General features: G+C 63.3%; 25 protein-coding genes and 1 pseudogene. 20 read left to right on the top strand and 6 right to left on the bottom strand.

Going from position 1 to position 23,873, the window contains the following annotated elements; translation table 11 throughout:
• Positions 1–30: 30 nt before the first annotated feature.
• Positions 31–372 (top strand): hypothetical protein, encoded by a 342-nt coding sequence (locus tag NWF24_RS07945; protein WP_258353719.1) that lies wholly within the window; start codon positions 31–33, stop codon positions 370–372.
• Here NWF24_RS07945 and NWF24_RS07940 read toward each other — a convergent pair.
• Positions 335–1,543 carry an MFS transporter gene (locus NWF24_RS07940; RefSeq protein ID WP_258353718.1) on the bottom strand — a complete coding sequence of 403 codons (1,209 nt, stop codon included), beginning with the start codon at positions 1,541–1,543 and terminating at the stop codon, positions 335–337. The two genes, NWF24_RS07945 and NWF24_RS07940, sit on opposite strands and share 38 nt — an antisense overlap.
• A gap of 149 nt (positions 1,544–1,692) precedes the next feature.
• Positions 1,693–2,358, bottom strand: a complete 666-nt coding sequence (locus NWF24_RS07935) for an O-methyltransferase (protein ID WP_258353717.1) — start codon at positions 2,356–2,358, stop codon at positions 1,693–1,695.
• An 82-nt stretch (positions 2,359–2,440) separates the two neighbouring features.
• Here NWF24_RS07935 and NWF24_RS07930 point away from each other — a divergent pair, with 82 nt between their 5' ends.
• Positions 2,441–3,118, top strand: coding sequence for a TetR family transcriptional regulator (locus tag NWF24_RS07930; RefSeq protein ID WP_258353716.1), 678 nt, complete (start codon positions 2,441–2,443; stop codon positions 3,116–3,118).
• Here the strand turns inward: NWF24_RS07930 and NWF24_RS07925 are convergent.
• Complete coding sequence (locus tag NWF24_RS07925; RefSeq protein WP_258353715.1) at positions 3,104–4,558, bottom strand: aminotransferase-like domain-containing protein; 1,455 nt, start codon at positions 4,556–4,558, stop codon at positions 3,104–3,106. The genes NWF24_RS07930 and NWF24_RS07925 overlap by 15 nt on opposite strands.
• Before the next feature lie 214 nt (positions 4,559–4,772).
• Here NWF24_RS07925 and NWF24_RS07920 point away from each other — a divergent pair, with 214 nt between their 5' ends.
• The 3 genes from NWF24_RS07920 to NWF24_RS07910 all read left to right on the top strand — a co-directional run bounded on the left by NWF24_RS07920 (position 4,773) and on the right by NWF24_RS07910 (position 8,996).
• The gene (locus tag NWF24_RS07920) at positions 4,773–5,015 is read left to right on the top strand and encodes a DUF2917 domain-containing protein (RefSeq protein ID WP_258353714.1); all 243 of its coding nucleotides are present in this window, start codon (positions 4,773–4,775) and stop codon (positions 5,013–5,015) included.
• Complete coding sequence (locus NWF24_RS07915) at positions 5,003–5,641, top strand: LysE family translocator (RefSeq protein WP_258353713.1); 639 nt, start codon at positions 5,003–5,005, stop codon at positions 5,639–5,641. The genes NWF24_RS07920 and NWF24_RS07915 overlap by 13 nt, the downstream gene beginning before the upstream one ends.
• Before the next feature lie 322 nt (positions 5,642–5,963).
• On the top strand, positions 5,964–8,996 hold the full coding sequence (locus NWF24_RS07910) for an autotransporter outer membrane beta-barrel domain-containing protein (protein ID WP_258353712.1): 3,033 nt from the start codon (positions 5,964–5,966) through the stop codon (positions 8,994–8,996).
• A gap of 9 nt (positions 8,997–9,005) precedes the next feature.
• Here the strand turns inward: NWF24_RS07910 and NWF24_RS07905 are convergent, their stop codons facing one another.
• From NWF24_RS07905 to NWF24_RS07895, 3 genes are read right to left on the bottom strand one after another with little or no spacing between them, the layout of a single operon-like run.
• Entirely contained in the window at positions 9,006–10,007 is a 1,002-nt protein-coding gene (locus NWF24_RS07905) for an alpha/beta fold hydrolase (RefSeq protein WP_258353711.1), read from the bottom strand.
• Between the two features lie 23 nt (positions 10,008–10,030).
• Entirely contained in the window at positions 10,031–10,834 is an 804-nt protein-coding gene (locus tag NWF24_RS07900) for a DUF1295 domain-containing protein (RefSeq protein ID WP_258353710.1), read from the bottom strand.
• Positions 10,831–11,874 (bottom strand): SAM-dependent methyltransferase, encoded by a 1,044-nt coding sequence (locus NWF24_RS07895; RefSeq protein WP_258353709.1) that lies wholly within the window; start codon positions 11,872–11,874, stop codon positions 10,831–10,833. The genes NWF24_RS07900 and NWF24_RS07895 overlap by 4 nt, the downstream gene beginning before the upstream one ends.
• Positions 11,875–12,131: 257 nt before the next feature.
• Here NWF24_RS07895 and NWF24_RS07890 point away from each other — a divergent pair, with 257 nt between their 5' ends.
• From NWF24_RS07890 to NWF24_RS07820, 15 genes and pseudogenes are all read left to right on the top strand, one after another.
• The gene (locus NWF24_RS07890; protein WP_258353708.1) at positions 12,132–12,485 is read left to right on the top strand and encodes a hypothetical protein; all 354 of its coding nucleotides are present in this window, start codon (positions 12,132–12,134) and stop codon (positions 12,483–12,485) included.
• A 211-nt stretch (positions 12,486–12,696) separates the two neighbouring features.
• Positions 12,697–13,101 carry a hypothetical protein gene (locus NWF24_RS07885; protein WP_258353707.1) on the top strand — a complete coding sequence of 135 codons (405 nt, stop codon included), beginning with the start codon at positions 12,697–12,699 and terminating at the stop codon, positions 13,099–13,101.
• Positions 13,102–13,850: 749 nt separating this feature from the next.
• Positions 13,851–14,534: a hypothetical protein gene (locus NWF24_RS07880; protein WP_258353706.1), complete on the top strand. Its 684-nt coding sequence runs from the start codon at positions 13,851–13,853 to the stop codon at positions 14,532–14,534.
• Between the two features lie 274 nt (positions 14,535–14,808).
• Positions 14,809–16,216: pseudogene (locus tag NWF24_RS07875) on the top strand (IS1182 family transposase).
• 199 nt (positions 16,217–16,415) lie between these two features.
• Entirely contained in the window at positions 16,416–16,703 is a 288-nt protein-coding gene (locus NWF24_RS07870) for a hypothetical protein (RefSeq protein WP_258353705.1), read from the top strand.
• 88 nt (positions 16,704–16,791) lie between these two features.
• Entirely contained in the window at positions 16,792–17,217 is a 426-nt protein-coding gene (locus NWF24_RS07865) for an HAD family hydrolase (protein WP_258353704.1), read from the top strand.
• A 118-nt stretch (positions 17,218–17,335) separates the two neighbouring features.
• Positions 17,336–17,608, top strand: a complete 273-nt coding sequence (locus NWF24_RS07860) for a hypothetical protein (RefSeq protein ID WP_258353703.1) — start codon at positions 17,336–17,338, stop codon at positions 17,606–17,608.
• 123 nt (positions 17,609–17,731) lie between these two features.
• Positions 17,732–18,136 carry a hypothetical protein gene (locus NWF24_RS07855; RefSeq protein WP_258353702.1) on the top strand — a complete coding sequence of 135 codons (405 nt, stop codon included), beginning with the start codon at positions 17,732–17,734 and terminating at the stop codon, positions 18,134–18,136.
• A 42-nt stretch (positions 18,137–18,178) separates the two neighbouring features.
• A complete protein-coding gene (locus NWF24_RS07850; RefSeq protein ID WP_258353701.1) occupies positions 18,179–18,610 on the top strand; it encodes a hypothetical protein in 432 nt (143 codons plus the stop codon).
• A gap of 408 nt (positions 18,611–19,018) precedes the next feature.
• Positions 19,019–19,228: a ribosomal protein L7/L12 gene (locus tag NWF24_RS07845; RefSeq protein WP_258353700.1), complete on the top strand. Its 210-nt coding sequence runs from the start codon at positions 19,019–19,021 to the stop codon at positions 19,226–19,228.
• 417 nt (positions 19,229–19,645) lie between these two features.
• On the top strand, positions 19,646–19,999 hold the full coding sequence (locus tag NWF24_RS07840; protein ID WP_258353699.1) for a hypothetical protein: 354 nt from the start codon (positions 19,646–19,648) through the stop codon (positions 19,997–19,999).
• A 1,074-nt stretch (positions 20,000–21,073) separates the two neighbouring features.
• The gene (locus tag NWF24_RS07835) at positions 21,074–21,427 is read left to right on the top strand and encodes a hypothetical protein (protein ID WP_125967273.1); all 354 of its coding nucleotides are present in this window, start codon (positions 21,074–21,076) and stop codon (positions 21,425–21,427) included.
• A 609-nt stretch (positions 21,428–22,036) separates the two neighbouring features.
• A complete protein-coding gene (locus NWF24_RS07830; RefSeq protein ID WP_258353698.1) occupies positions 22,037–22,435 on the top strand; it encodes a DUF6896 domain-containing protein in 399 nt (132 codons plus the stop codon).
• 218 nt (positions 22,436–22,653) lie between these two features.
• Positions 22,654–23,223: an RDD family protein gene (locus tag NWF24_RS07825; protein WP_309148864.1), complete on the top strand. Its 570-nt coding sequence runs from the start codon at positions 22,654–22,656 to the stop codon at positions 23,221–23,223.
• A 273-nt stretch (positions 23,224–23,496) separates the two neighbouring features.
• Complete coding sequence (locus tag NWF24_RS07820; protein WP_258353697.1) at positions 23,497–23,835, top strand: hypothetical protein; 339 nt, start codon at positions 23,497–23,499, stop codon at positions 23,833–23,835.
• Positions 23,836–23,873 lie beyond the last annotated feature (38 nt).

The following is a 23,873-nucleotide window of genomic DNA, read 5'->3' as shown; positions in this document are numbered from 1 at the left end:
GGGGCGCAGCGCCGCATCTAAACTGAGGCCATGGATAGAACCAGGGAAGTTCAACGCTGCCTGCAGCCTGTGGTGGAGCTTCGGAAGGAAGCCGCGTCGTACGCGTATTCCGTTCGCGCGCCGCGCTCCAAGGGCGTGATACCGCCCAGCTCGTACCGCGACGGCGGCTTCGCCACGCTTGCCGACTGCCTGAGTGACGTAGCGCGGGCGCTCGGTGGCGACTTCTCACGCATCTACGTGCGGCTCGACGGCCTCTGCGTCGGGGAGCGCGACATCGCTGAATTGCGCCAGGAGCCGGAGAAGGTCGCGGCCGCGTTGCAGGCGGCCTGCGAACTCAACGTAGAGCCGTTGTCTGCGCTCGGCGAAGGCTGATCGCAATCACAAGACCCGCTGCCGCAGCACCTGCGCCAATGAGAAAAACGCCGCTGTAACCCGCCCGGTCGGCTAGAAGCCCGGCCACGGGCCCCGTCAGGCCGTAGGCGATGTCCTGGAATGCCGAGAACCCGCCCAGCGCCGTGCCGCGCAGATGCGGCTCCACAAGGCGCACGACCTCGCGCCCCATGGCCGGAAAGATCATCGAGCAGCCGAGCCCAGTGAGAAACGCGCCGACAAGGGCAAGCGCCGGATCGGTCGCGCTCCAGATCAGGACCTGGCCGAGCGTCTCGACGGCGAGCGATCCGATCGCCACGGGCAGGCCGCCCACGCGGTCCGGCAGGTGGCCGCAGAGCACGCGGACCAGAACGAATCCGCTGCCGAAGGCTGTCAGGCCCAGCCCGGCATAGCGCCAGTGCTGATCCAGAAAATGGAGCGTGAAGAACGCCCCGATCGCGGCGAAGCCGATGCCCTGGAGGCAGACGATGGAGCCGTGCGGCCAGATCCTGCCGATCACGCGCCAGAACGGCGGGCGCTCGACGCCGGAGTGCGGGGCAACGCCAGCGATGCGCCAGATCGTCAGCAACCCGAGGCAGGGCAGGACAGCGCTGACGCCCATCGCGCCGGCAAATCCGAACCGGTCGAGCAATGCCAAGCCGATGGGCCCGCCGACTGCCAGAGCGCCGTAGATGGCTGCGCCGACCAATGCCAGCACCTGCCCCGAACGGGCGGGACCGACGAGACCGATCCCCCAGCCGATCACGCCGACCGCGACAAGGCTCTCGCCAAGCCCGATGAGCAGTCGGCCTGCGATGAGGACCAGGAAGGTCATCCATGGCGCCTGAGGCAACAGCCCCGCAACCAGCGAGACCACCGCCCCGCCCACATAGAAAGCCAGCCCGCGCGCCACCGCGACCTTGGCCCCGCGACGGTCGGAAAGGCTACCGGCATGCGCCCGGCTGACGACGGTGGAGAGAAAGGCAATGCCGACACCGAGCCCGGCCCACACGTTGCCAAGCCCCAGTTGCCCGGTCACGAAGATCGGCACGATGGGCAGGGACATGCCGACGCAAAGATAGGAGATGAAAAGGATGGCCGTCAGCAGCAGAAGGCGGCCCTGCGCCGGGTGGCGCGTCGATGTTGTTGTCGACTGTGTCGATTGGAAAGTCATGGTGTTGTCCAGGCTTTTCCTCCATCGACCGGAGCGCGCGAGCGAACGTACTCCGACCGACGAGGATCGTTGAGTGCGTTGCTTGACGTCAGACGCTTACGGCCAGTGCGACTGGCACGGCGGACGCTGTGTCCGCGCTGGTGTTGTTGTCAGCCGAGCCGCATCGACAGCTCGACATCTCCGCCGAACGGCGTGGACATGTAGCCCGCCCCAGGCGAGCGCACGAGCGCCAGGTACTCGGGGCTGTAGTCGGCGTTGTCGGCGACGATGAAAGCGCCCGGCCTGAGGCGCCTCTCGACCAAGGCCAGGATCTCGGGATAGAGCGCCTTGGCGCCATCGAGCAGCAGCAGGTCGATCGATTCAGGGAGGTCGGCGGCAAGCGTCTGCAGCGCGTCTCCCTCGCGGATTTCGACCAGGTCGTCGAGGCCGCCAGCCACCAGGTTGCGGCGAGCCCGCGCCACCTTCGACGGCTCGAACTCGGTGGTGATGAGGCGCCCGCCGCCGTTGTCCCGAAGAGCCGCGGCGAGATGCAGCGTGGAGATGCCGAACGAGGTTCCGAACTCGACGATGGTTCGCGCGCCGCTGTTGCGCGCCAGCATGTAGAGCAGCGCGCCGGTCTCGCGCGAAACGGGGAGCGGAACGTCCTTCAGCTTTGCGTAGAAGTCGAGGTAGTCGGTCTTGCTGCGCATCAGGCGCGTGCGCTCTTCGCTGGAGAGATCAGCGACTGCGGAGCTCATCGCAGGCGACGCGGCGGCGGCCTCTTCGAACAGGCGCTCCAGCAGGGGCGCGAGCGGTGTTGTGGTCAGGGTTGTCACAGGGGTCTTCGTGTTGGAGTGAACGAGTGCTCATAATATGAAGGAACATTCACATTTCCTATTCGCGTTGCGAGCCCCACCGATGACCGAACGCCGAAGCGCACCTATCTCCTCTAGAAGACAGCCCAAGCAGGCCCGCTCGACCGGGCTCGTCGCCACGATCCTCGAAGCTGCCCTTCAGGTTTTGGCGAAGGAAGGCGCAAGCCGCTTCACCACCACGCGAGTGGCCGAGAGGGCCGGCGTCAGTGTCGGCTCGGTGTATCAGTACTTTCCGAACAAGGCGTCGATCCTCTTTCGCCTGCAGAGCGACGAATGGCGGCAGACGACGGAGATGCTGTGCGGCATCCTCGAAGACGCACAAAGGCCGCCGCTGGAGCGGCTGCGCATGCTGGTGCACGCCTTCATCCGCTCTGAGTGCGAAGAAGCCGGAATGCGCGTGGCGCTGAGCGACGCCGCCCCGCTCTACCGGGACGCACCCGAGGCGCATGAGGCCAGGGCCGCCGGAGACCGCACCGTGCAGGCCTTCATGCAAGAGGCCCTGCCCGACGCCTCCGAAGCCACGCGCGCGTTGGCCGGCGACCTGATCACGACGACCTTCAGCGCGGTGGGAAAGCAGTTCTCGGAGAGCCCGCGGACCGACGCGGAGATCGAGGCCTATGCCAACGCCATGGCCGACATGTTCTGTGCCTACCTCCAGAGCCTCGGACACAGGCATGGAGATGGGCAAGAGAAGCGCCCGCGCCGCTCAACGCGTCGTTGAGTCCCCCGGCCACACCATCGTCGCGGCCAACGCGCCCACGCGCCGCAGCGCATGGCGATGCGCGTCGTCCCAGAGGCCGGCGAGCGCCAGCCGGATGCAATTGCGGAAGTGATTCGTGGCACTGAACATCGTGCCCGGAGATATGACGATGCCCTCGGCGAGGCAGGCCTGGAACAGCGCGAGTGAATCGACGCCTTGCGGCAGCTCGACCCACAGGATGAACCCGCCCGGCGGATCGGTGACGCGCGTGCCCTTCGGAAAGTGCTGCGCGATCAGCCCCCGTACCTCGTCGACCCGTGCCGCGATGGTCGCGCGCATCTGCCGGTAGTTGGCCTCGATGCCCGGCTGCGTCATCAGGTCGGCCATCGCGCGCTCGAGCATCGCCGACTGGCTGCCGCTGGTCACTTGCTTCATGCGCGACACCTTCGTGCCCCAGCGCCCCGCATCGACCCAGCCCAGCCGCAACCCGGGCGCAATGGTCTTGGAGAAAGAACCGCACATCATCACGTGCCCCGTGGTGTCGAACGAGCGCACGGCGCGGCGCTGCTCGTCCTGCTCGGCGAGGTCGTTGTAGATCACGTCCTCGATCAGCGGGATGCCCCGCTCGGCAACCATCTGCGCGAGGCGCCGACGCTCGGCAGTGGGCATGCTCGCGCCCATCGGGTTCGAAAGCGTGGGCACGGCGAGCACGGCCTTCACCGGCTGGGTGTCGAAAGCCAGCCGCAGCGCGTCCAGCGAGAGCCCGGTGCGCGGATGCGTCGGTATCTCGAGCGCGCGCAGGTGCAGGTCTTCGAGGATCTCCAGAAAGCTGAAGAGCGTCGGCGATTCGAGCGCGACCACGTCGCCCGGCGTCGTCACGGCCCGCAGGCACAGCGCGATCGATTCGAGGCAGCTGTTCGTCACGATGACGTCGCGCGCGTCGAGCTGGCAGCCCATGCGCAGCGCGTGGCGCGCGACCGCGCGGCGCAGGCTCTCGTCGCCGGAGCCGATGGTGTACTGGGTGAGCGTCGCGCGGTGGCGCTGCACGGCGCGACTGACGGCGCGGCGCACGCGCTCCTCGGCGAACAGATCCGGGCTCGGGCATACAGCGCCGAAGGAGACGTAACCCGGATCGTGCGCCAGCTGCATCACGCGCGCCGCGAGCGAACTGACGTCCACCGCCATGGAGTCCGGGGGCGGGTTGGAGGCTTCGGGCTCGGGCGGCCTCGGCGGGCGCGCCGCGACGAAGTAGCCCGAGCGCGGCCGCGCCACGATCAGGCGCGAGTCCTCCAGCATGCGGTAGGCCTGCACCACCGTGCCCAGCGAAACGCTGTGGTGACGCGCCAGTTCGCGCACCGACGGAATGCGCTCGCCCCGCGCGAGCGTGCCGGCACGGATCGGCATGGCGATCGATTCGGCGATCTGCAGGTACAGCATCTCGGCGTGGTCGTGCTCGGGCATGGCGCATTCTGTACCGCTGCGTCGCAGACCGACAGGTACAGACGGGGCCCGCAGCGACTGGCACAGATGCGGTTGTGCCCACGCTGTACTACATCAGATGGCTCATGCCTGTAGCTGTGCGAAGCGGGGCCCGATCTTTACCGTCGAGTCCATGAACACACGCATCCAAACCCCATCGTCCGGAACACGCCACGGCGCTTCCGCCCCGTCTCTCATGACGCTACCCATCGGCGAGGCGCGCACGCTGCGCCACCGCGCCGGCGCACGCCTCGAAGTGACGAGCGGCCGCGTGTGGCTCACCGAACCGGGCGACCTCGACGACCACTTCGTCGCCAGCGGCGAATCGCTGCTGCTGCACCACAACGGGCCGGTCGTGGTCCAGAGCGATGGCGCAAGTGCTGCGGTGCTGCGCATCGTCACCACATCTTCCGCACGGAGGCTGCCATGGTCCCCCTGACCGATCTGGCGATCTTTGCCGGTGCGGTGGTTCTGCTGGCCATCACGCCCGGGCCCAACATGGTGTATCTGATCTCGCGGTCGATCTGCCAGGGCCGACAGGCCGGCTTTGTTTCGCTGCTCGGCGTGCTTGCCGGATTCATCGCGCACATGATGGCGGCCGCACTGGGCCTCTCGGCGCTGTTCGTGACCGTGCCGCTGGCGTATGAGCTGCTGAAGTGGGTGGGCGCCGTGTACCTGGCGTATCTGGCCTGGCAAGCCGTGCGGCCCGGCGCGCGCTCGCCGTTCCAGGGGCGGCAGCTGCCGCATGACTCGCCCCGGAAACTCTTCGTCATGGGACTCTTGACGAACCTGCTGAATCCGAAGGTCGCGTTCTTCTATCTCTCGCTGTTCCCGCAGTTCATCTCGCCGGAGCACGGCTCCTTGTTCGCGCAGAGCCTGATCCTCGGCGCCACGCAGATCGCGATCAGCTTTGTCGTGCTGCTGACCATGGCTATGTCTGCCTCCCGCATTGCCGGGTGGTTCGAGCACAACCCGCATTGGCTGGCCGTGCAGCGCTACGCGATGGGCTCGGTGCTGGCCGGCCTGGCCGCGCGTCTGGCGATCTCCCAAAGGCCGGGCGCTTAGCTCGCCTTGCGGCTGGATCTTTGTATCCGCCGCGAATCATTGGTTACTTTCAGACGCAGTTCAGGGTAGAGCTGCGTCAGGCGGCGCTGCGCCTGTAGTGCCGTAGGCCTCAGTACGCGGCCTCTGGACGGGCCTGGTGCCCCCGTTCCTCGCCAATCACTCCCTCAGGGGGTACCCGCTTTCAGGCATATCGCCAGCGTGTACGCGTACTTACATTTTTGACTTGTAAATGGAAAACGACGGAACGCGCAGGTGCAAGAGAGAGCGCACCTGTGCACGGGAGCCTGCCTGTCAGGTAACAACAAACGAACAAATTGAAGCCATGAACAAGATTTTTCGCACCCTCTGGAATCCAACGCTCGGCACTTGGGTAGCCGCTCCCGAAACATCTCGCGGCCACGCGCGATCGGCCAGGCTGGGCGAACTGGGGGCAGTCGCCGTCGCGGTGCTGCTCCTGGGCGCCGGGCCTGCGATGGCTGCCGGCGGCGCAGGCGGGCAGCCCGTCGGCGACCCTTCGCTGCACGCCGGCGCGGGCGGCAGCAACGGCAGTGGTGGCAGCGGCGGGCTCAACGACACCACGGTGGGTGCGAACGGCGGAGCCGGCGGATCGTCGACCGATGCCGGCGTTACGGCGGGCTCCACCGCCAACATCGGCTCCTTCGCCGGCGCCACCGCGGGCACGGGCGGCGCGGCGGGCACGACCAGCAACGTCGTCAGCCCCGGCGTGCTGCAGGGCGACAACGGCGGCGCGGGCCAATCGCAGACCGGCGACGCTGCCAACGGCAACGGATATGGCGGTGGCGGCGGCGGCGGCTTCCAGGGCTCCACGATCGGCAGCGCAGTTACCTCCTCTTCCAACAGCTACACCGGCGGCACCGGCGGCCTGGGCGGCAACGGCTATTGGGCTGCTGGCGGCGGCGGCGCGGGCGGCTTCGGCTCCATCCTCATCGGGCCCACCGGCAACTACACGGCCTCGGGTAGCTCCACGGGCGGCGCGGGCGGCAACGGCGGCAATGCCTTCTCGCAAGCCGGTGGCGGCGGCAGTGGCGGCGGCGGGTTCTTCCTGAATGCCACGACATCGGGGCTCACGTTCACCAACAGCGGCACCATTGCGGGTGGTGCAGGCGGCACCGGTGGATCGGAACTGCTGCCGGCCCGCAGCAACGCATCGGGCGGTGGCGGTGGGGCCGGCGGCAACGGCATCACGCTCGCAGGCAGCGCGGTGTCGGTGACAAACACGGGCACGGTCACCGGTGGCGCGGGGGGCGCGGGCGGAGCCGGTGGCGGCGGCGCGGGCGGCACCGGTGCGCCGGGAGCCGGCGGCGACGGCGGCATCGGCCTGTGGGCCACGGGCGCCAGCGCAACGATCACCAACAGCGGCGCCATCACCGGCGGGGCCGGCAGCACCGGTGGCGCCAACAGCAACGGGGGCGCGAGCGGCGCCAACGGCGTGGGCGGAGTGGGTGTGATGGGCGCCAACCTCACCATCGCCAACAGCGGCAGCATTTCGGGCGGCTTGGCCGGCGACGGCCTCACCCGTGCGTCGGCAGTGGAATTCACCGGCGGCAGCAACAGCCTGACCCTGAATGCCGGCGCGGCGCTGACGGGCGCCGTTGCCATCGACAGCGGCGCCACCGCCAGCGTGATTGCCGGCGCCGACGGCCTGAGCCTGAGCAATGCCCTTCTGCTGGGCGGCACAGGCACCATCAACACCAACGGCCACGACATGGGCTGGTCGGGCCCGATCTCGGGCGCCGGCGACCTGGTGAAGAGTGGCGCGGGCACCCTGACCCTGGCCGGCGCCAACATCTACACCGGCGCCACCAACGTTACCGCCGGCACCTTGCGCGCCGGTGCGGCCAACACCCTGAGCAGCGCCAGCGCCTTCACGGTCGCATCGGGCGCCACGCTCGACCTGGCCGGCCGGAGCCAGACCATCGCGTCGATGACCAACGGCGGCACCGTCTCGCTGGTGGGCACCGCACCCGGCACCACCCTCACTGTCACCGGCCCATGGGTGGGCAGCGGCGGCACGCTGCGCCTTGGCACCGCGCTGGGCGACAGCAGCAGCGCGAGCGACCGGCTGATCCTCAGCGGCAGCACCGCCATTGCCAGCGGCACGACCAACGTGCAGATCACCAACCTGGGAGGCCTGGGCGCGCTGACCAGCGGCAGCGGCATCGAAGTCGTCAGCGCGCTGAACGGGGCCACGACCACCGCCCAGACCACGAAGAGCGCCTTCGCCCTGGCAGGAGGCCACGTCGATGCCGGCGCCTACGAGTACCGGCTGTACGCCGCCGACGCGAACGGCGCGGGCGAGAACTGGTATCTGCGCTCCACAGCCACCGTCACTCCACCGGCTGGTGGTGGCGGCGTGACCGTGCCCACCTACCGCACCGAAGTGCCGCTCTACGCCGCGCTGCCCGAGCAGTTCCGCCAGGCCAACCTGTCGATGCTGGGCAACATGCACCAGCGCGTGGGCGACGACGGCCCGACCGGCGCCAACACCGCCAGCCCCGACCAAGGCTACCGCCAGGCCTGGGCCCGCATCATCAGCACGGACCGCACCATCAGCCAGAGCGGCGCCGTCAGCCCCACAAGCAAGGGGCGCCTTACGGGCTTCCAGGCCGGCACCGACCTGTGGGCCGACGCCAACTGGCGCGCCGGCGTCTACGTCGGGCAGCTCGACGGCGACATGAGCGTGACCGGCTTCGCACGCGGCATCGTGAACTACGCTGCCGGCTCCAACGACCTGCGCAGCCAGTACCTGGGCGCCTACGCCACCTGGAAGAACGACAGCGGCCTGTACGTCGACGGCGTGCTGCAGGCCGGGCGCCACAGCTACACCGTGTCGCCCACGCTGGGCTTCGGCAGCTCCGGCAAGGGCAGCAGCCTGCTGGCCTCCATCGAGGTGGGCCAGGCCTTCAACATCGCCCCGGGCTGGACCATCGAGCCCCAGTTGCAGCTGGTGCACCAGCGCGTGAACCTCGACGACGGCAGCATCACGGGCGCACTGGTGCAACAAGACAGCCACAACGGCTGGCTGGCGCGCGCGGGCGTGCGGGTCAAGGGCGAGATCGCCACATCCGCCGGCCTGCTGCAGCCCTATGTGCGGGCCAATGTCTACCGCAGCAGCAGCGGCACCGACGTCAGCCGCTTCATCGGCCCGGCCGCGTACACCGACATCGCCACCCGCACGGGCGGCACGAGCACCGAGCTCGCGGTGGGCGCCACGCTGCAGCTGACGCCAAGCACCAGCGTGTATGCGGAACTGGGCAAGCTGTGGGACTCGGGCGGCGCGACGCGCACGAAGAGCGGTGTCAACGGCAGCGTGGGCGTGAAGATCCGCTGGTGAGACGCGGCGTCAGTGCGACCCGTTGTCGCGGTCCACGCGGACCGTTTCGACGACTGACAGCACTGCGTCGATCACCGCAGCCGGGTCGTCGAACTGGATGTCGTGCCCGGCGTTCGGCAACAGCCGGTGCGTGCTTCGCGAGGACCATGTCGCCATGTCCTCGTGCAGCTTCTCCCAGATGGCCTGCACCTGTTTGCCCTGCTCGGGCGTGATCTTCATTCCCCGGAGTTCCGCCTCGGTGTAAGGCGCCATCGCGGTGAGCACCACCAGCGGCCGGTTGCCCAGACTCCGGAAGACACCGGCTTCTGCGAGCGACGCATCGGTCGCATCGCTCTCCGCCAGTTGCGTGACCATCGACTTCGGCGCAAAGGCACGAACCGCCTGTGCATCGTGCGCCGTCTGGTTCGGCGCCTGCGGCAGCAACGAAGGGGCCGCCGCGCGCAGCAGGCCAGACCACGCAAGCCACACTGCGATGCGGGAGCGCAGCGACCGCGTTTCCGTCATGAAGGCCGCGACACGCGCGACCTGGTCCGGATGCGAGGGATCGACAAGAACCAGCCCCGCCACCTCAGCGCCGAAGTACTTCGTGAAGCTCGTCGCATAAAGGCCGCCCAGCGACTGGCCGACCAGCACGAAGGGGCCGTGCTCGCCCGCACGGGTCAAGGCCTCGTGAAGGTCTTGCGCCACTTGCCTGGCGCTATAGGGCGCATCCGAAGCGTCGCTCCACATCAAGCCCGCGCGGCTGTACGAGCACGCACGCGTGTGCGCCGCGATCTTCGACTGCACGGCCGACCAGCTCAACGAACCGTCGACGCTCAGCCCCGCCTCGAACACGACGGTGGGCGAGCCCGAGCCCCGGCAATCCAGCTGAATTTTTCGCCCGCCGATGTCGACCATCTTCCCCGGCGCGGGAAAGTCGCGCGCCGCGCGGTAGCGGCCGACCTGCTCATACACCACGCCCACGAGAACGACCAGCACGACGATTGCCGTGCTCCAGAGGACGATGCTCATCAGCAGACTTTTGGACGAAGGCTTCACTGATCCGGATAGTGCCACCGCCGCACCGGCCCCGGAACAAAGGCATTGGTGCGCGCGACGTACTCGCGGTATGCGGGGCGACGCTCTCCGATGTCGGCCTCGAGCATGCGCACGCCCGAGACCTTGAGCAGCAGCCACGTCATGAGCAGCGGCGACACCACGCTCCACGCGCCGCTCCACCCTGCCCCGCCCATGGCCATCAGCCAGATGCCCCACCAGACACAGGCCTCACCGAAGTAGTTGGGATGCCGCGTGTGGCGCCACAGGCCGCGGTCCATTACCTGGCCTGCATTCTTCGGGTCGGCCCTGAAGCGCGCCATCTGCGCATCGCCGATGGCCTCGAAGAAGATGCCGAACAGCGCCAGCGCCGCGCCCACTGCGTCGAACACTCCCAGCGGCCGCGCCGCCGCCATGCCCGGCAGAAACGGCGCGGAGACGATCCACGCCAGCACCGCCTGCAAGGCGAACACGAGATACAGGCTCCTGAAGCCGAAGTTCGGCTGATTGCGCGCGCGAATCGCCTGGTAGCGCCGGTCTTCGCCGTGGCCCCAGTTGCGCCAGGTGATGTACAGGCACAGCCGCACAGCCCACGCTGCGCCAAGCACCGCCATCCACAACCCGCGCACCGTCTGCACCGGCAGCAGCGCGAAATACACGAGACCCGCGCCCACGATGAAGACCGGCCACATGCGATCGACAAGGCTCGCGTCGTGCCGCACGAGGCTCACCACCCACGTCAGCAGCGCCAGCGATACGGTCCATGCCAGGCCCGCAATCGCTACTTCCGTTACGCCACTCATGCCCTGCGCTCGAAAAGATAGTGGCTCACCCACCAGCGCTGCCCATGGTCGAAGCCGAACAGCTCCGCCACCGACATGAAGAACAGCCGCCAGCGCGTCCACCACACATTGGCCTCGGCACCGTACGTGGCCTGGAACAGCGGCCGCAACGCATCACGTCGCTCGTCCATGTTGCGCAGCCAGGCCTCGGCCGTGCGCTGGTAATGACTGCCTTCCCAGCGCCAGCGGCGCAGCAGCCGCAAGTCGTCCTGGCAGTGCAGCGCCAGATCGTCGCTGGGCATCATGCCGCCGGAGAAAAAATACTTGCTCATCCAGTCGCTCGGGTCGCGCACCTCGAAAGGGTACGGCGCCTCACGATGGGCAAACACATGCATGAAGAAGCGCCCCTCGGGCTTGAGCCAGCGCGCCACATTGGCAAACGCCTGCGGCCAGTTGCGCAGGTGCTCGAACATCTCGACGGACACCACGCGGTCGAATCGCTCGTCGGTGTCGAAGACGTTGATGTCGCGCGTCAGCACGCGCACGTTGCCCAGCCCCCGCTGCGCCGCCTGCGTCTCGATGTACTCGCGCTGCGAATTCGAATTCGACAACGCCGTGATCCGGCTGCCCGGATAGCGCTCGGCCATCCACAGCGTGAGCGAACCCCAGCCACAGCCCAGTTCCAGCACGTCTTGCCCGTTGCCCAGTCCGGCGCGCTCGCAGGTGGCAGCCAGCGCGGCGGACTCGGCCTCTTCCAACGTGCGGGTGCCTTCGGGCCAGTAGCAGCTGCTGTACTTGCGGTGATTGCCCAACACCTCGGCGAAGAAGGCGGCGGGGACTTCGTAGTGCTGTTCGTTGGCCTTCTCGGGCAAGGGCGCCAGGTTTTCAGCGGCCATGCGGGCGACGAAGTCTTGCGTCAGATCGGCCACGGCCAGGGCGTTGCCGGCGTGCAGTTCGGTGAGCCGGTCTTTCAGCAGGCGGCGGATGCCCTGGCGGACGACAGTGTCGGGTACCAGGCCCTTTTCGACCCAGCGGATGGCGAATGCGATGTCCTGCGGCATGTGCGGGTTCCTCGTTGGGGGCACGTCGGGGCGCGTGCCGTAGGTGTCTGTACGCGGCTGGATCGGTTTTGGATGAGGCTTCGCCATTGTGGACGTCAGTACCCAGTTTCGGAGGCGACTGCATACGGTGGAATTCAAGCGTTCCGCGGTAGGTCGGCAGAGTTGTTGAGCCTTTTCCATCGCAATACTGCTGTGGCATCCTTCGGACGGTCGCCTTAGTCGGCCAATATGGCCGGTCAACGAAACGCAGCACATTCATGAGAATTCCCGACAGTCTTTGGCAACAGTTTCCCCAACGTGGTTGGTCCGTCCTTGCTCTGTTCGCGGTTGCGGTCGGCGTTACCGCATACTTTTCGTTCTTGGCGGGGGCGAGTCGCGCGCTCGCAGCCAGCACCGTAGTCAACTCGGTGTCAATCAAGGCCGAGGAGCAGTGCTACCAAACCAACGACCTGGAATGCTTCCGGGCGAGTTGGATTCTTCGAGTTGGGATAACAGCCATGTCCGCCCGTCGCTCGCTTGATGGTTTCTATCCTGCCGCCGTGGAGTCAGAACTCCGTTCGTACATCCAATGGGCCGAGCAGCCTCCCAAGGTCTACACGCCCGCAAAATGAGCGTCGCAGCCCTTCCGACCGCCATCGGCTAGAAGCAGAATTTGGACATCGGCTTGCAGTTGTCATAGAAATCAGAAAAATGGAACAGCGATGGCGAACGTACAGACGACGTAAACGCCTGCAAAAATCTGCGCGTTCGAGGGCAATCGCTTTCCGGCTCGCGTCCCTTATTCCAATGTGCATGCGCGCAAGCGACCTGCGAGGAACTCTCTTGAAACAGATGCCGCACACAATCCTTCCCGACCTGGCTTGGTCGTTCAGCAGGGACACTCCTGAATCCATCGCCGAATGGGAAGAAGCGTTGTCGGCCTATGGGGAAGACGTCGGCATGCCTGTCGAACGGGAGAGTCTGTGGCTGGTGCTCCCGGTTCGCGCTCTCGACGTGCAGTACACGTACTGGGTGGCCGGCAACGATAATGAGTGGCAGCCAAAGAGCAAGGTCGTTTCCGTACGCGCTTCAAGGCTCCTGTCGTGCAGCGAGATTCTTTTTGAGGTGCACAAGGCGTCGCATGCCGAACTAGAGGACCAGGATCACTGCTTTTTCGAAGGGCTGGAACTGCTCGACGAGGTGTTTGAAAAAGACGTGCCAGCGTACAAGCTGCTGCTGGGCAGCTGAGGCTTGGTGGCGCAGTATTGCAATTCCCCGAAATCCGAAAAGGCCGAACTTCGCAGGTTTGGAAGCAAGGGCTGGCGGAGTAGCCGCGAAACGAACGACTGCTGCGGAGAGGAGGCTACCTCCTCTTCGGGCCCGATGCCGCGGCACAATGGCCGAGACCTGAAGACCGCACGTGCAGGCTCGGCCGTCAGCCACCGGCATCCAGATATCCAAAGTCACGAACCATTGCACGACTGTCGAACGAAAAGTCAAGGGGGGGCGTCTGCCTCCAATGCAGGCAACGCCGATGTTGTCCCTGGGTTATGCACAAAGATTCCCACAGACGGATGGAACAACTTTCCGTTGGCGGACGCCTCCCGGCGTGGTAATCCGATCTGGTCTTGCCAGCTTCCGAGGAGGCTGTCGAGGCCTGAACTCCTGGCGCAGCGCCAGCCGAGGCGGTATCGATCCTGTCTGTCTGTAATGAGGTGAAATGGATTGGCGCGTGAGGAAGCGCCACAGTGCCAGTACCGTTTGCGTTGGAGAAGGGCGCCTGCGGGCTCCGGGCATCCTCTGCAAGGCTGGCGGCGGGCCGCGCATCTGTCCAGCCGGGCATTCAAGCAAGGGGCGGTCGCGGTGTGTTGGAAATTATTCCGCTCAGCGCCTGCTCGCGGGCGGGCGTTGATGTCGTCGGATGGGGTTTCGTCAGGTCGTGCCCGCCCCGCTCCTGGGAACCAAGGGAAGTCAACGGTCATCACGGAGGTTGCAACATGCCGAAATCGGCGCTCATCGTTTACATCTCGGGCGACGACAGCTCAGCTGCATTGAAAACCCGCTTGGTCTTCAAGGACTACAGTGTTCACTGCATCGCCATCGATCCGGCCGACGGGCGTATCCGATGGCATCCCGACAACGGCCCGGCACCGCAACCCCAGCCCCTGGGTTCCGTGGTCTACGACAAGGTGTTCATCGTGGGCCACCATGCGATGGACCTGGGCATGCCCACGCGCAGAGGCGTGGCGCTGGGCGATCGATTGCTGCCGACTTCTCATCTGATCGACATCCTGGTCGCAGCCGGGCTCCATGAGCCATCGCGGTTCGTCCTGATCGTGTGCAATGCCGCAAGGGGCTCAAGCCCGGGCAATGTCATGGAGAACGACATCGGCTATTCGACGGGCCACAATTTCGCGAGCCGCCTGATCGAGATCGATTGGTACGCCGTGGAGGTCCATGCCTACACGCAGAAAATCGGGGTGATCGATGAAGGCACTCATGAGCTCATGAAGTTTGCGGCAAGCCGTCGAATCATTCAGCCCAATCAGGTCTTGCCGGTGGGAAGCCGCTACATGATGTCGGGTTCCGACCTTCCTCCGCCGCGTCCCAGGGCGGTGGCCGGGTCCAAGATGCGCTTCTATTGTCAGAACAGAGTGCTTTGCTGTTCGGTCATCTATTGAAGTGCAGCGCCAGTTCACGCGTTTCAGCCACGGCATCTGATCCCGTGTGAGGCCCGTCGCATCTGCGTGTGGGGCGGAACCAGCACCAGTGAGGGCAGACTGTGTTATTCCCATCCCTCAATCAATGAGGCGACTCGGCACTGGCGCCTGCGCGATTGCACTCCTTTGCGCCGGCAACTCATGCGGCTACAGTCGGCCGAGGCTGTGTGAAAAGACTTCCAGTCCTGCCCGTCAAAAAATAAAATCGATGCACCCGTTCCAAGCGAGGTGCCCTATGAAGAGATTCATCGAAGGCGAAGACCGGCAGCAGGTTGCGCTGTTGCCGGAATGTCTTGATGACTATATCGGTGAAGACGACCCTGTGCGAATGGTCGATGTCTTCGTCGAGGAACTCGATCTTCAGGCACTCGGCTTCAAAGGCACGGACCCAGCTGCCACCGGTCGGCCTGCGTACCATCCGGCGGTGCTTCTCAAGCTCTACATCTACGGCTACCTGAACCGCATCCAGTCCAGCCGGCGCCTGGAACGCGAGGCGCGACGCAACGTCGAGCTGATGTGGCTCACTGGCCGGCTCGCCCCGGACTTCAAGACCATTGCCGACTTCCGTCACGACAACGCAACGGGCATCCGCAACGTCTGCAAGCGCTTCGTCGGCATGTGCCGGGAGTTCAAGCTGTTCACGCAGGCCATCGTGGCCATCGATGGCAGCAAGTTCAAGGCGGTCAACAACCGGGATCGCAACGTCACGCCAGCCAAGATCGATGCGCGCCAGCGGCAGATCGAGCAGAGCATCCAACGCTACCTCGACGCGCTGGAGACCGCCGACCGCACGCAGCCCGCGGAGGTCGAGGCCAAGACCGAGCGGCTGCAGGACAAGATCAAGAGGTTGCGCGAGCAGATGCGCCAGCCAGCGCTCCACCACCGATCCCGAAGCGCGGTCGATGAACTCGCAAGCCAAGGGCACAGGCGTGGTCGGCTGCAACGTCCAGGTGGCCGTCGATGCCAAACACCATCTGATCGTGACGCACGAGGTCACCAACATTGGCAGCGACCGCTCACAGCTGAGCAAGATAGCGATGGCGGCACGCGATGCAATGGGAAAAGACAAGCTGCAAGCGCTGGCCGACCGTGGTTACTTCAACGGCACTGAGCTCAAGGCCTGTGAAGACGCGGGTATCGCGACTTACGTGCCTAAGCCAATGACCTCGGGCGCCAAGGCCCAGGGGCGCTTCGACAAGAGCGACTTCATCTACATCGCCAAGGATGACCAGTACCAGTGCCCAGCAGGGGAACGCGCCATCTATCGGTTCAACACGATCGAGAGGAATGGCCTCGACGCGCGCGTCTACTGGACCAGTGCTTGCCCTCGTTGCTCCATGAAAGATGAGTGCACGACCAGCGACTACCGGCGCATCCGTCGATGGGAACACGAAGATGTTCTGGAGCGCGTCCAGCGGCGGCTGGACAGGAAACTTGACGTCATGACCTTGCGACGACGCACTGTGGAGCACGTGTTCGGTACGCTGAAGCACTGGATGGGGTCCACCCACTTCCTGACGAAGACGCTGGCGCACGTCAGCACCGAGATGAGCCTGCACGTGCTGGCATATAACCGCAAGCGGGTGATGCGAATCCTAGGGATCGCGAAGACGATCAAGGCGATGCAGCTGGTGGGGGCGTGAGCCTCTTAATTGCAGCCTTGCCGACATGCAGCGCTTCAGTGCACATCAAACGCAGTCATTCTCGATAGCCCGCCTACTGGCTGTCCATTGAGGCCCACCAATGCATCGACAGCACGAGAGTTCGGCATACTGGCGCGACGAGGGCGTTTCCACACAGCCTCGGCCAATAGCCGTCACTCATGCCAGAGACTCAACTTAAATGAATAAGGGCGAGATTGCACTCAAGATCACTAATCACGAGAGCGTTGAAAGCCTGATTGGCTTCGCGTCATCGTGGTTGGTCGATCTAGGCTTCGTATCGCACGCCGGGCCAACTTGTGCGCTGCTGATGCCAGATGACCCTGAAGAGATCGACCTGCATGACCAGGAGCAATTCAACTGGTTTCGAGCCTCAGTGGTCGAGTCTCTGCACGTGGCGGGGCTGGCCGGAGTCTGCGTGGCTGCAGGGCCAACTGAACCTGCAGCGGAAGACGTCCGCCAACTCTGAGTGCGTTTGGCTTCGAGCAACCGTAGTGCCGCAGGCGAGGCAGAATTCGGCCGGAAGCGGACTCTTACCAATCGAGCCACATCTGTTCATGACCAGCTACGTCCTCGCCCTCGATCTCGAAGGCACCTTGATCTCGAATGCGATGAGCCAGATCCCTCGACCGGGTCTGGCAAACTTCCTGACGCGTTGCGCTGAAATTTTCCCCCGCATCGTCATGTTCACCACCGTCAAGGAAGATCGATTCAGAAGGATCGCGCGCTTGCTGGTGGACGAAAAGGTCGCACCCGATTGGTTTGCGGATGTCGAGTACGTCACATGGAACGGGGAGACAAAGGACCTCCGATTTGTGCCCGGCGTGCAACCGCACCAGGTGTTGCTTGTGGACGATTTTGAGAAGTACGTGCATCCGGGCCAGGAAGCTCAGTGGCTGCAGATCGAGTACTTCGACTATCCCTATAGTTCGGCAGATACCGGCCTTACCAAGATGCTTCAAGTTCTGGTGGCGCGTGCTTGATTTCCGACTTGGTTCAGTACGGTCGCGGCAAGAATCGGCTAAGGGCCTTTTCGCCGGCAGTGCGACCAGCTACAGCCGGCCACAACCAGTCGTTCGCCAGCGGGTTAGATTTGCGCCTATGACACGTTCACGAACACCTCTCGAGGCCGCGGCTGGCAAGCTGATTGCGGCGATTCAAAAGGAGTGGGGCAACGAAGCTGGCGAGCCGCAGTCGGCTGAGAGCGAGAACGTGATGCATGCGGCCCACGAACTTCTGCAGGCCGCATCCAAGTTCGGGGCAATCGTGAGCGTCATCGGTTCGGGTTCCGTATCGGCGTTCTTGGGCGAGCAGTGGGTGCAGGCGCATCCGGCAGTCCTGCCGTACATTGCGGTCCTTGAAGGCGATGTTTGAGCAACGGACGGCAAGCGGCCAACACCGGTCCTTCGAGGTCACCTCTCGTTTGTCTCAGCGGAGCGGCCCTGAGTCGACTAATGACAGTAATCGATCTGTTTTGGCATTTTGAGGGGATATTCGATGAGTTGGGACGTCACCATTCAGCGGTTCGGCAAAGAGTACGAGTCTGTCAGTGAGATTCCCGACAGCGAGAGCTGTGTGGCTCTGGGAAGCCGCGCCGAGGTCCGTGCCTCGATAGGTCGATTCTTCCCAGACGTCGACTGGGCCGACATTTCCTGGGGAATTTGGCAGTCGAGCTATGGCTCTATCGAGTTCAACATGGGGAAAGATGAGCCGAGCACTGGATTCATGATGCATATTCGCGCCTCCAGCGAGGTCGTTCCTGCCATCGTTGCCATGTGCCGGTCCGGAGGCTGGCAAGCCTTGGATTGCAGCAATGGGGTGTTCTTGGAGAGGACGTCAAACCCAGGTGCAGGCCTTGAGAAATGGACCGGCTATCGGAATCAAGTAGTGGGCGACCGGTAGTTCAGATTCGGCCAAAAGCGGAAATCCAAGTACGGTCTCATCATGCAACCTGACACGCCTTCATCTGAAGGATTCGATATTTTCTGGATAGCGTCTGATTCGCTGCAGCAAGTCGGCATGTTTGCGACTGGCGGTGATGGCCCTATCCCCTGGTCTGCACGGCCTTGGATTCACAACGCGGAAGAACGGGCACTGATGTTGTCGGTTGTGTGTGCAGTCGAGTTGAAAATTCCCTATCCCCGACCCGACGATTTCGTGGCGTTGGCTGAGCGAGGATTTTTTTCGTTCGACTGGACGGATGTGCACAAGACTTCCGTCCAGGCAACGTCCGCGTACGAAATGGTTTGCCGACCTGTCAGTCCTCTGACAGTTGACCAATTGCCGCCGTCCCTTCGGGTTGCTGCGCTGGCCACGAAGATCATTGGCAAGACCTTAGACGCCGGACGTGTAGATCGGGTGGCCTTGGGCAGCTAGGATGGCCGCCGCCACAACCAGACCTTCGTCATGACGGCAGAAAATTACCCAGCGTCCGCAATAGTGGACTACGTCAAAGTAGGCCGAGAGTCACACGAACTGGTGCTTCGCCACGGGCAGGATGCACACAGATATGCACTGTGCCTGTCTGAGCGAGCCAAGGAAGCGGGCGATGCCGAGGCTGCTGCGTTCTGGAATGCGGTCCACATGGCGCTAGTGCCGAGGGCGTAGGAGTCGCTTGCAAAGCCTACTTCGGGCCCCTCCGCGACCGGCTACAGTCGGCCACCATGACCCGTCATTCGACGAGCAGGCCCAAAACGCCCGATAGCGGGCGTTCGCGCGTACGCAGCAAGGTTGTCACCCGTGCAGCTACAGTGGAGCTAAGTTGATCGATCACAGGAGCTACCGATGAATGCGGCGCAGCATTTCGAACAGGTCCTTGCATCTACGGGGGATCCAATTTCTGCGATTCGAGCGGTTCGCGAGAGCTTCGGGTTGTCGTTGCCTGAAGCGAAGGAACTGTGGTTGCAGAGCACCGGCGCTTCGGACTCACTCGATGGACATCAGGCCAAACTAGCTTCTCAGCTGGAAGAAGCCTTCCCCAGCCGCGATATCTAGAAGGCGGCCTCCGGCCAGAAGCGGAACTTCAACCTGTTGTGCCAAGGTGAACATGATGCTCGTGCCTGCCTGTTGGCTGCTGGCTGGCTGCGGAACCCTGTGTACCGCGGTGGAAGACGGCAAAGGGTGCGCAAGACTTGCACCGTACTCAGGCACCAAAGCGTCTGCTCAAGGCCACGCGACCCAGTTGGATGTTCCTTTCTCATTTTTTGCCGACACATTGCTGTTACCAATCACGCTTCCCAAGGCTTTGCTCAATGGTTCAACCAAGGAGCCTTAGGCCACGCAGGCCTATGGACGAACGTGGCAACTGAGGGCAACGGCTGTTTTGCGCTGGCACTTCGGCGGGCTACAGTCGGCCAGAACCGGCCGTTCGCCGGGCCATCAGAATCCTTCATGAACCCTCATTCAAAAACCATGAACCGCTGGATTCCGATTTCTCGTGACGAGCTGGAGGAGTTGGTGTCCGCTCAGCTCACCGAGTGTTCACCAGAACACGCCCAACAATTTGCCCGTCTTCGCGTCCCGTTTCGGGCCGTGTCGGTCATACGTGACGGTGTGAGTGAATCAGTATTTATCGTGGCACAGCTTGAAGAAATGGCTATTTACTACGAAGACGTTGAAGATGGGTTCAACGTTTCAGCGGTCGCACCCGATGGGTCCATCGCCACCCCTGGCTTCGAGCAGTGGACCATCGCCGATGCGATTCAACATCTTCTAGCCTTACCTTACGATTGCGTTCGCCGCGGGCCTACTTCCTCTCTTCGTTGACAGGCAACGTTCGGCCAAGAACGGACCTTGATCATCGACAGTAGCCAACCGCCAATTCTCATGAACGAGATCTCAGCTCCACTTCCGCAATGCACGCACCGTCCGGGTCCGGCCTGGGATGAAGCTGAAGCATGCTCCATTCGCTATATGGAAGATTCGGAGGGCTCCCATCAGGAGCAAATCTCCAGATTCGCCACGGACTTGGGGCTGCGCCATGATATGCAGGCCAGCGATGTCCAGGATCTTTCGTTGATGCTTCCATGTGGCTCCAAACGTTTTCACAAAGCCTAGGCCAACTCACTCGTAACCACACGCTGCACCTGTCGAGCGCCTGGCTCGTAAAGTGCTCGTAGCGCCCGCGCTGCCACAGCAATTGCCCCGGTCTCGGAGAAATGTCCGCCGTTTGACTTTCATTGGTGCTATTCGCCACTACCGATCTACGAACCGGTGAGGCTTCGATGCTCACCAATAAAGCCTGCTCAATCGCTTGAGGACTACACAACGCGGGGGGCCCCCGCTTTGCAAGTTGGATGAGCACATCCAAAACCTTTGCGTCGGAGGCCGTAGGTGTGAGCCCTTTCACCGGACTTTGGCACCCCCCACTAAGTCCGATACATCCCACGATCGCGATGGTTCTCGTAAGCTTTGACAGCATGTAATCCGGCATATGCGGCTCCCTATCAGGGCATTATCTTGTCCAATCGAGAGCACGGTAAGACTGCTCGGGGCCCTTTGCGCTAGCCGCGTGTGAAGCTACAGTCGGCCAGAACCCGACATTCATCTTGCCTGCCAAAATGAAGCTTTGACCAACGATGAGACGCCGTATTTCGCCTGCACTGATTGCGCTTGGCGTGTGGTCGTTTTCGGCGTTACGAGTGTGCTGGTCGGCTATGGCTCCGGTTGGCTCGGCTCGCGGCTGGAGGCACGGTGTCAGACGTACTGCGCGACCCAACGGAAGCAAGGTCAGATGGTGCCGGTCTATCCCAAATCCATGACCGGCTCCCGCGACGGGCCCACCGAATGTCGCTGCCGATAGTCGCCCCCTCGGCCAGAAGCTTAAGTAGAAAAGCACCCATGACCGCTGAAGACCATGTCGAAGGCTTGGAAGGTTGGTTCCAGCCTTGGAGCGAGCACGATCTGGCGACAAGACCGTTCGTGAAGATTGGTGGGACATACACCATCTACACGGGACGCCTGACGGAAGCTGAGGTCGCAACACTGGGCAGGCTACTTCTCGGATTACCGGGAGCACGGCCAGACTCAATGGGTTTCTTCTGCGATCCCTCTGGTGATCCATGCTTTGAAGCGTCGTTTGAGCCATCAGGCATAACCGTCGAGGGTCAAGCGTCACCGGAGCAATGGGCTGCGTGGGACACGGCGTTCAGAGCGGCCGTTGAGGAAGCCAAGCTGCCACGCTTCCCAGCATAGAGGTGTAGGTCAGCTTGGGCCCTGCGGCTACAGCCGGCCAGGAGCGGCCCCTCAACCCTGCCTCCCGTCGGGCTTGATCTTCCGTCCATAGATGCACTGGGCAACCAGACTGGCCGCCCCACCAGCGGCGCCGTAGAGACCGTAGATGTACAGGCTGTCAACGCTCACGTAGAGGTAGATCAGCGCGATCAGCGGCAAAAAACACAGAGGCGGCAACCCAGTACCACCCCGGTTTCTCGAAGTCCCTTCGGCTGCGCCCGAGGAAGCGCTCGATGACTAAGGACGCCACGAAAACGAGGCACATCGCCACAAGTACGGGCGGGATCGAGAGCATGCCGGACTGTAAATCAAGATGCAGATATCCAAGCTGGACCACCGGCTAGGAATTCAGCTGTGCATCATGAGCCCGATGTCTTCAGGGGCGACGCCGAAATGCTTTGCGAATCGACCGTCGCGCCAGCAATGCTCGACACCATGTCGGTTTGATGGTGGAAGCCCGCATGATCCGAAGGTCGCTCCGGGCCCTTTGTGCCTTCAGCTCGTCCGGCTACAGTCGGCCAGAACCGGACGGTCAGTACCATCCTCTGATACCGCCAAATGCACACCCAAATGGATTCACGCCTTCGTAGCCTCATCGAGGACTTCCTGGCTGCGGTTGCAGCAGCCGTGAATCTCCTCAAGGAGGGAGGCGTTGCGATGCCCGAAAGCAATGTTGCCTGGGCTTGCAATGGCCTTCCGCACAGCGGCGTCCTGCCAGGCGGTGTGCCATACATCAAGCACGGATATGGCATCGGCGTCGAGCTTGAGGCTGGATTGGTGGATTTCGATTTCGGCCAGAACGGCGAGACAGATGGTTTCGACTTTTGGCGGCTTGCTCGCTTCGCAGGTGACCGCCTGAGCCAGTACACCTTCACCTCGAAAGAGGAACTTCGCGAGTGTTTTCAGCTTGCGGTGGACAGCGGCGCATTTGAGCCCTCAACGTACATGCTTCACTACCTGCGAACGTAGCGGCCGCACTCCCGGCCACTTTTTTGCCTAACGTTTGCGGGAAGCGAAGATCTCCGGGCTCGCTGTCGTCGGTCCAGGAAAGGCAGAATGCGGCCAGAACCAGTCGTTCGAGGATCGCTCAGAATCCACCCGAAACCAGTCATTCACGAGTAGACGACCAGCATCAAGATCAATCTCGTACGGCATCGATTTCCCCTCACCAAGAGCAACACGTTCCAATGACCGTTCGGACACATCTAGCCTCGATGGAGCGTCGCGTGATTGCGTTTGCCGTCGACTTCTTGATACTGCTTGCGGTGGTACTTGTTTTGACCGTGGCCATAGAAGGTCATTCATACGCAGCCACTATCACGATGACGGTGTCCCTCTTGCTCTTTGTCGCATATCACTGGGTCGGACTCTCCAATAGAAACTACGCAATTGGCCGAGTGATCACTTCCATCACCGTGATCTCTTTGAAGTCTGGTCCGGAACTCTCCGCCCTGCAGCGCATAGCAAGACCCAGCATAAGACTGCTCTGGCTTTTGACAGGAGGGCTAGTAGCTGGCTTCACTCGCCAGCCTATGTTTCTCTTCCTTCCCCTTGTCATCGACACGGTCCTTCTGTCTTTTCACCCGCTGCGGCAGACCGTGACGGACATGGTGTGCAGTACAACGGTGGTGAATTCGCCGCCGCTACAACCTCACCGCGCGCCGGCTGGTCCAATGTTCAGTCAGGATGATGCCGAATTCGGACCCAAGCCTCGCAAGCATTTTTCTTCACTGGTTGGACCGAGCGGCCGAAGATGAAGAACGCTGACACGGACCGCGTATCTGCGCTCGTCGGCAAAGACGCCTGACGGCGGCGGGCCTTTCATCATGAGCACACGATCACGCATTGGAATCGCCTTGCTGCTGACAGCAGCCTTCATCACTGCTGGCCTGTGGCTGGGCCGCGAGCTGTCAATCGATAGCTGCTTGGATCGCGGGGGCAGTTGGAATCATGAGCACTCCGAGTGCATCATGTCGAAGCCGTAAGACTGGGTACGGCCAGAACCTCTCATTCGCAACAGCCCTCAAAAAATGGACATCACACGCATCCAGCGTTCGGTCTTCTACCGCTATCAGCACGTGACCGGTCCAAAGTGCGTCCTGGTTTCCGTTCGATTTGGAAAGGCGCCGCCCAATGGCCCAACGGTGATTCGGCTACTCGCGATGGACCGAATGGAAACCGCAGTCCAGTTTGACCTGTCGAACCACGTATCCGAGATACTGGCTGGTGTGGCTCGGGCAAGCGCTGAACTTGGAAGCCGCCTTGAAGTTGAGGCGATTGAGGTCGTCCCCGACGACTTTCCAGGAAAGGGACAGGCCGAGCACGTCGCCTACCGAATCGCCATGGCCGTGGGTCGGGGCGAGGTATAGCCGCAGTCGGCCAGAACCAGTCACCCGTCGTGTCGACG

It is taken from the genome of Variovorax paradoxus (genome assembly GCF_024734665.1).
Classification (GTDB): domain Bacteria; phylum Pseudomonadota; class Gammaproteobacteria; order Burkholderiales; family Burkholderiaceae_C; genus Variovorax.
Note: the sequence above shows the minus strand (reverse complement) of the source record. Positions and strands in the feature narration are given on the sequence as shown.

Excerpts from the sequence above, each read along its gene's own strand:
- NWF24_RS07945 (WP_258353719.1), top strand. The coding sequence starts at position 31 with ATGGATAGAACCAGGGAAGTTCAACGCTGCCTGCAGCCTGTGGTGGAG.
- NWF24_RS07940 (WP_258353718.1), bottom strand. The coding sequence starts at position 1,543 with ATGACTTTCCAATCGACACAGTCGACAACAACATCGACGCGCCACCCG.
- NWF24_RS07930 (WP_258353716.1), top strand. The coding sequence starts at position 2,441 with ATGACCGAACGCCGAAGCGCACCTATCTCCTCTAGAAGACAGCCCAAG.
- NWF24_RS07925 (WP_258353715.1), bottom strand. The coding sequence starts at position 4,558 with ATGCCCGAGCACGACCACGCCGAGATGCTGTACCTGCAGATCGCCGAA.
- NWF24_RS07920 (WP_258353714.1), top strand. The coding sequence starts at position 4,773 with ATGACGCTACCCATCGGCGAGGCGCGCACGCTGCGCCACCGCGCCGGC.
- NWF24_RS07915 (WP_258353713.1), top strand. The coding sequence starts at position 5,003 with ATGGTCCCCCTGACCGATCTGGCGATCTTTGCCGGTGCGGTGGTTCTG.
- NWF24_RS07910 (WP_258353712.1), top strand. The coding sequence starts at position 5,964 with ATGAACAAGATTTTTCGCACCCTCTGGAATCCAACGCTCGGCACTTGG.
- NWF24_RS07905 (WP_258353711.1), bottom strand. The coding sequence starts at position 10,007 with ATGAGCATCGTCCTCTGGAGCACGGCAATCGTCGTGCTGGTCGTTCTC.
- NWF24_RS07900 (WP_258353710.1), bottom strand. The coding sequence starts at position 10,834 with ATGAGTGGCGTAACGGAAGTAGCGATTGCGGGCCTGGCATGGACCGTA.
- NWF24_RS07895 (WP_258353709.1), bottom strand. The coding sequence starts at position 11,874 with ATGCCGCAGGACATCGCATTCGCCATCCGCTGGGTCGAAAAGGGCCTG.
- NWF24_RS07890 (WP_258353708.1), top strand. The coding sequence starts at position 12,132 with ATGAGAATTCCCGACAGTCTTTGGCAACAGTTTCCCCAACGTGGTTGG.
- NWF24_RS07880 (WP_258353706.1), top strand. The coding sequence starts at position 13,851 with ATGCCGAAATCGGCGCTCATCGTTTACATCTCGGGCGACGACAGCTCA.
- NWF24_RS07870 (WP_258353705.1), top strand. The coding sequence starts at position 16,416 with ATGAATAAGGGCGAGATTGCACTCAAGATCACTAATCACGAGAGCGTT.
- NWF24_RS07865 (WP_258353704.1), top strand. The coding sequence starts at position 16,792 with ATGACCAGCTACGTCCTCGCCCTCGATCTCGAAGGCACCTTGATCTCG.
- NWF24_RS07860 (WP_258353703.1), top strand. The coding sequence starts at position 17,336 with ATGACACGTTCACGAACACCTCTCGAGGCCGCGGCTGGCAAGCTGATT.
- NWF24_RS07855 (WP_258353702.1), top strand. The coding sequence starts at position 17,732 with ATGAGTTGGGACGTCACCATTCAGCGGTTCGGCAAAGAGTACGAGTCT.
- NWF24_RS07850 (WP_258353701.1), top strand. The coding sequence starts at position 18,179 with ATGCAACCTGACACGCCTTCATCTGAAGGATTCGATATTTTCTGGATA.
- NWF24_RS07845 (WP_258353700.1), top strand. The coding sequence starts at position 19,019 with ATGAATGCGGCGCAGCATTTCGAACAGGTCCTTGCATCTACGGGGGAT.
- NWF24_RS07840 (WP_258353699.1), top strand. The coding sequence starts at position 19,646 with ATGAACCGCTGGATTCCGATTTCTCGTGACGAGCTGGAGGAGTTGGTG.
- NWF24_RS07835 (WP_125967273.1), top strand. The coding sequence starts at position 21,074 with ATGACCGCTGAAGACCATGTCGAAGGCTTGGAAGGTTGGTTCCAGCCT.
- NWF24_RS07830 (WP_258353698.1), top strand. The coding sequence starts at position 22,037 with ATGGATTCACGCCTTCGTAGCCTCATCGAGGACTTCCTGGCTGCGGTT.
- NWF24_RS07825 (WP_309148864.1), top strand. The coding sequence starts at position 22,654 with ATGACCGTTCGGACACATCTAGCCTCGATGGAGCGTCGCGTGATTGCG.
- NWF24_RS07820 (WP_258353697.1), top strand. The coding sequence starts at position 23,497 with ATGGACATCACACGCATCCAGCGTTCGGTCTTCTACCGCTATCAGCAC.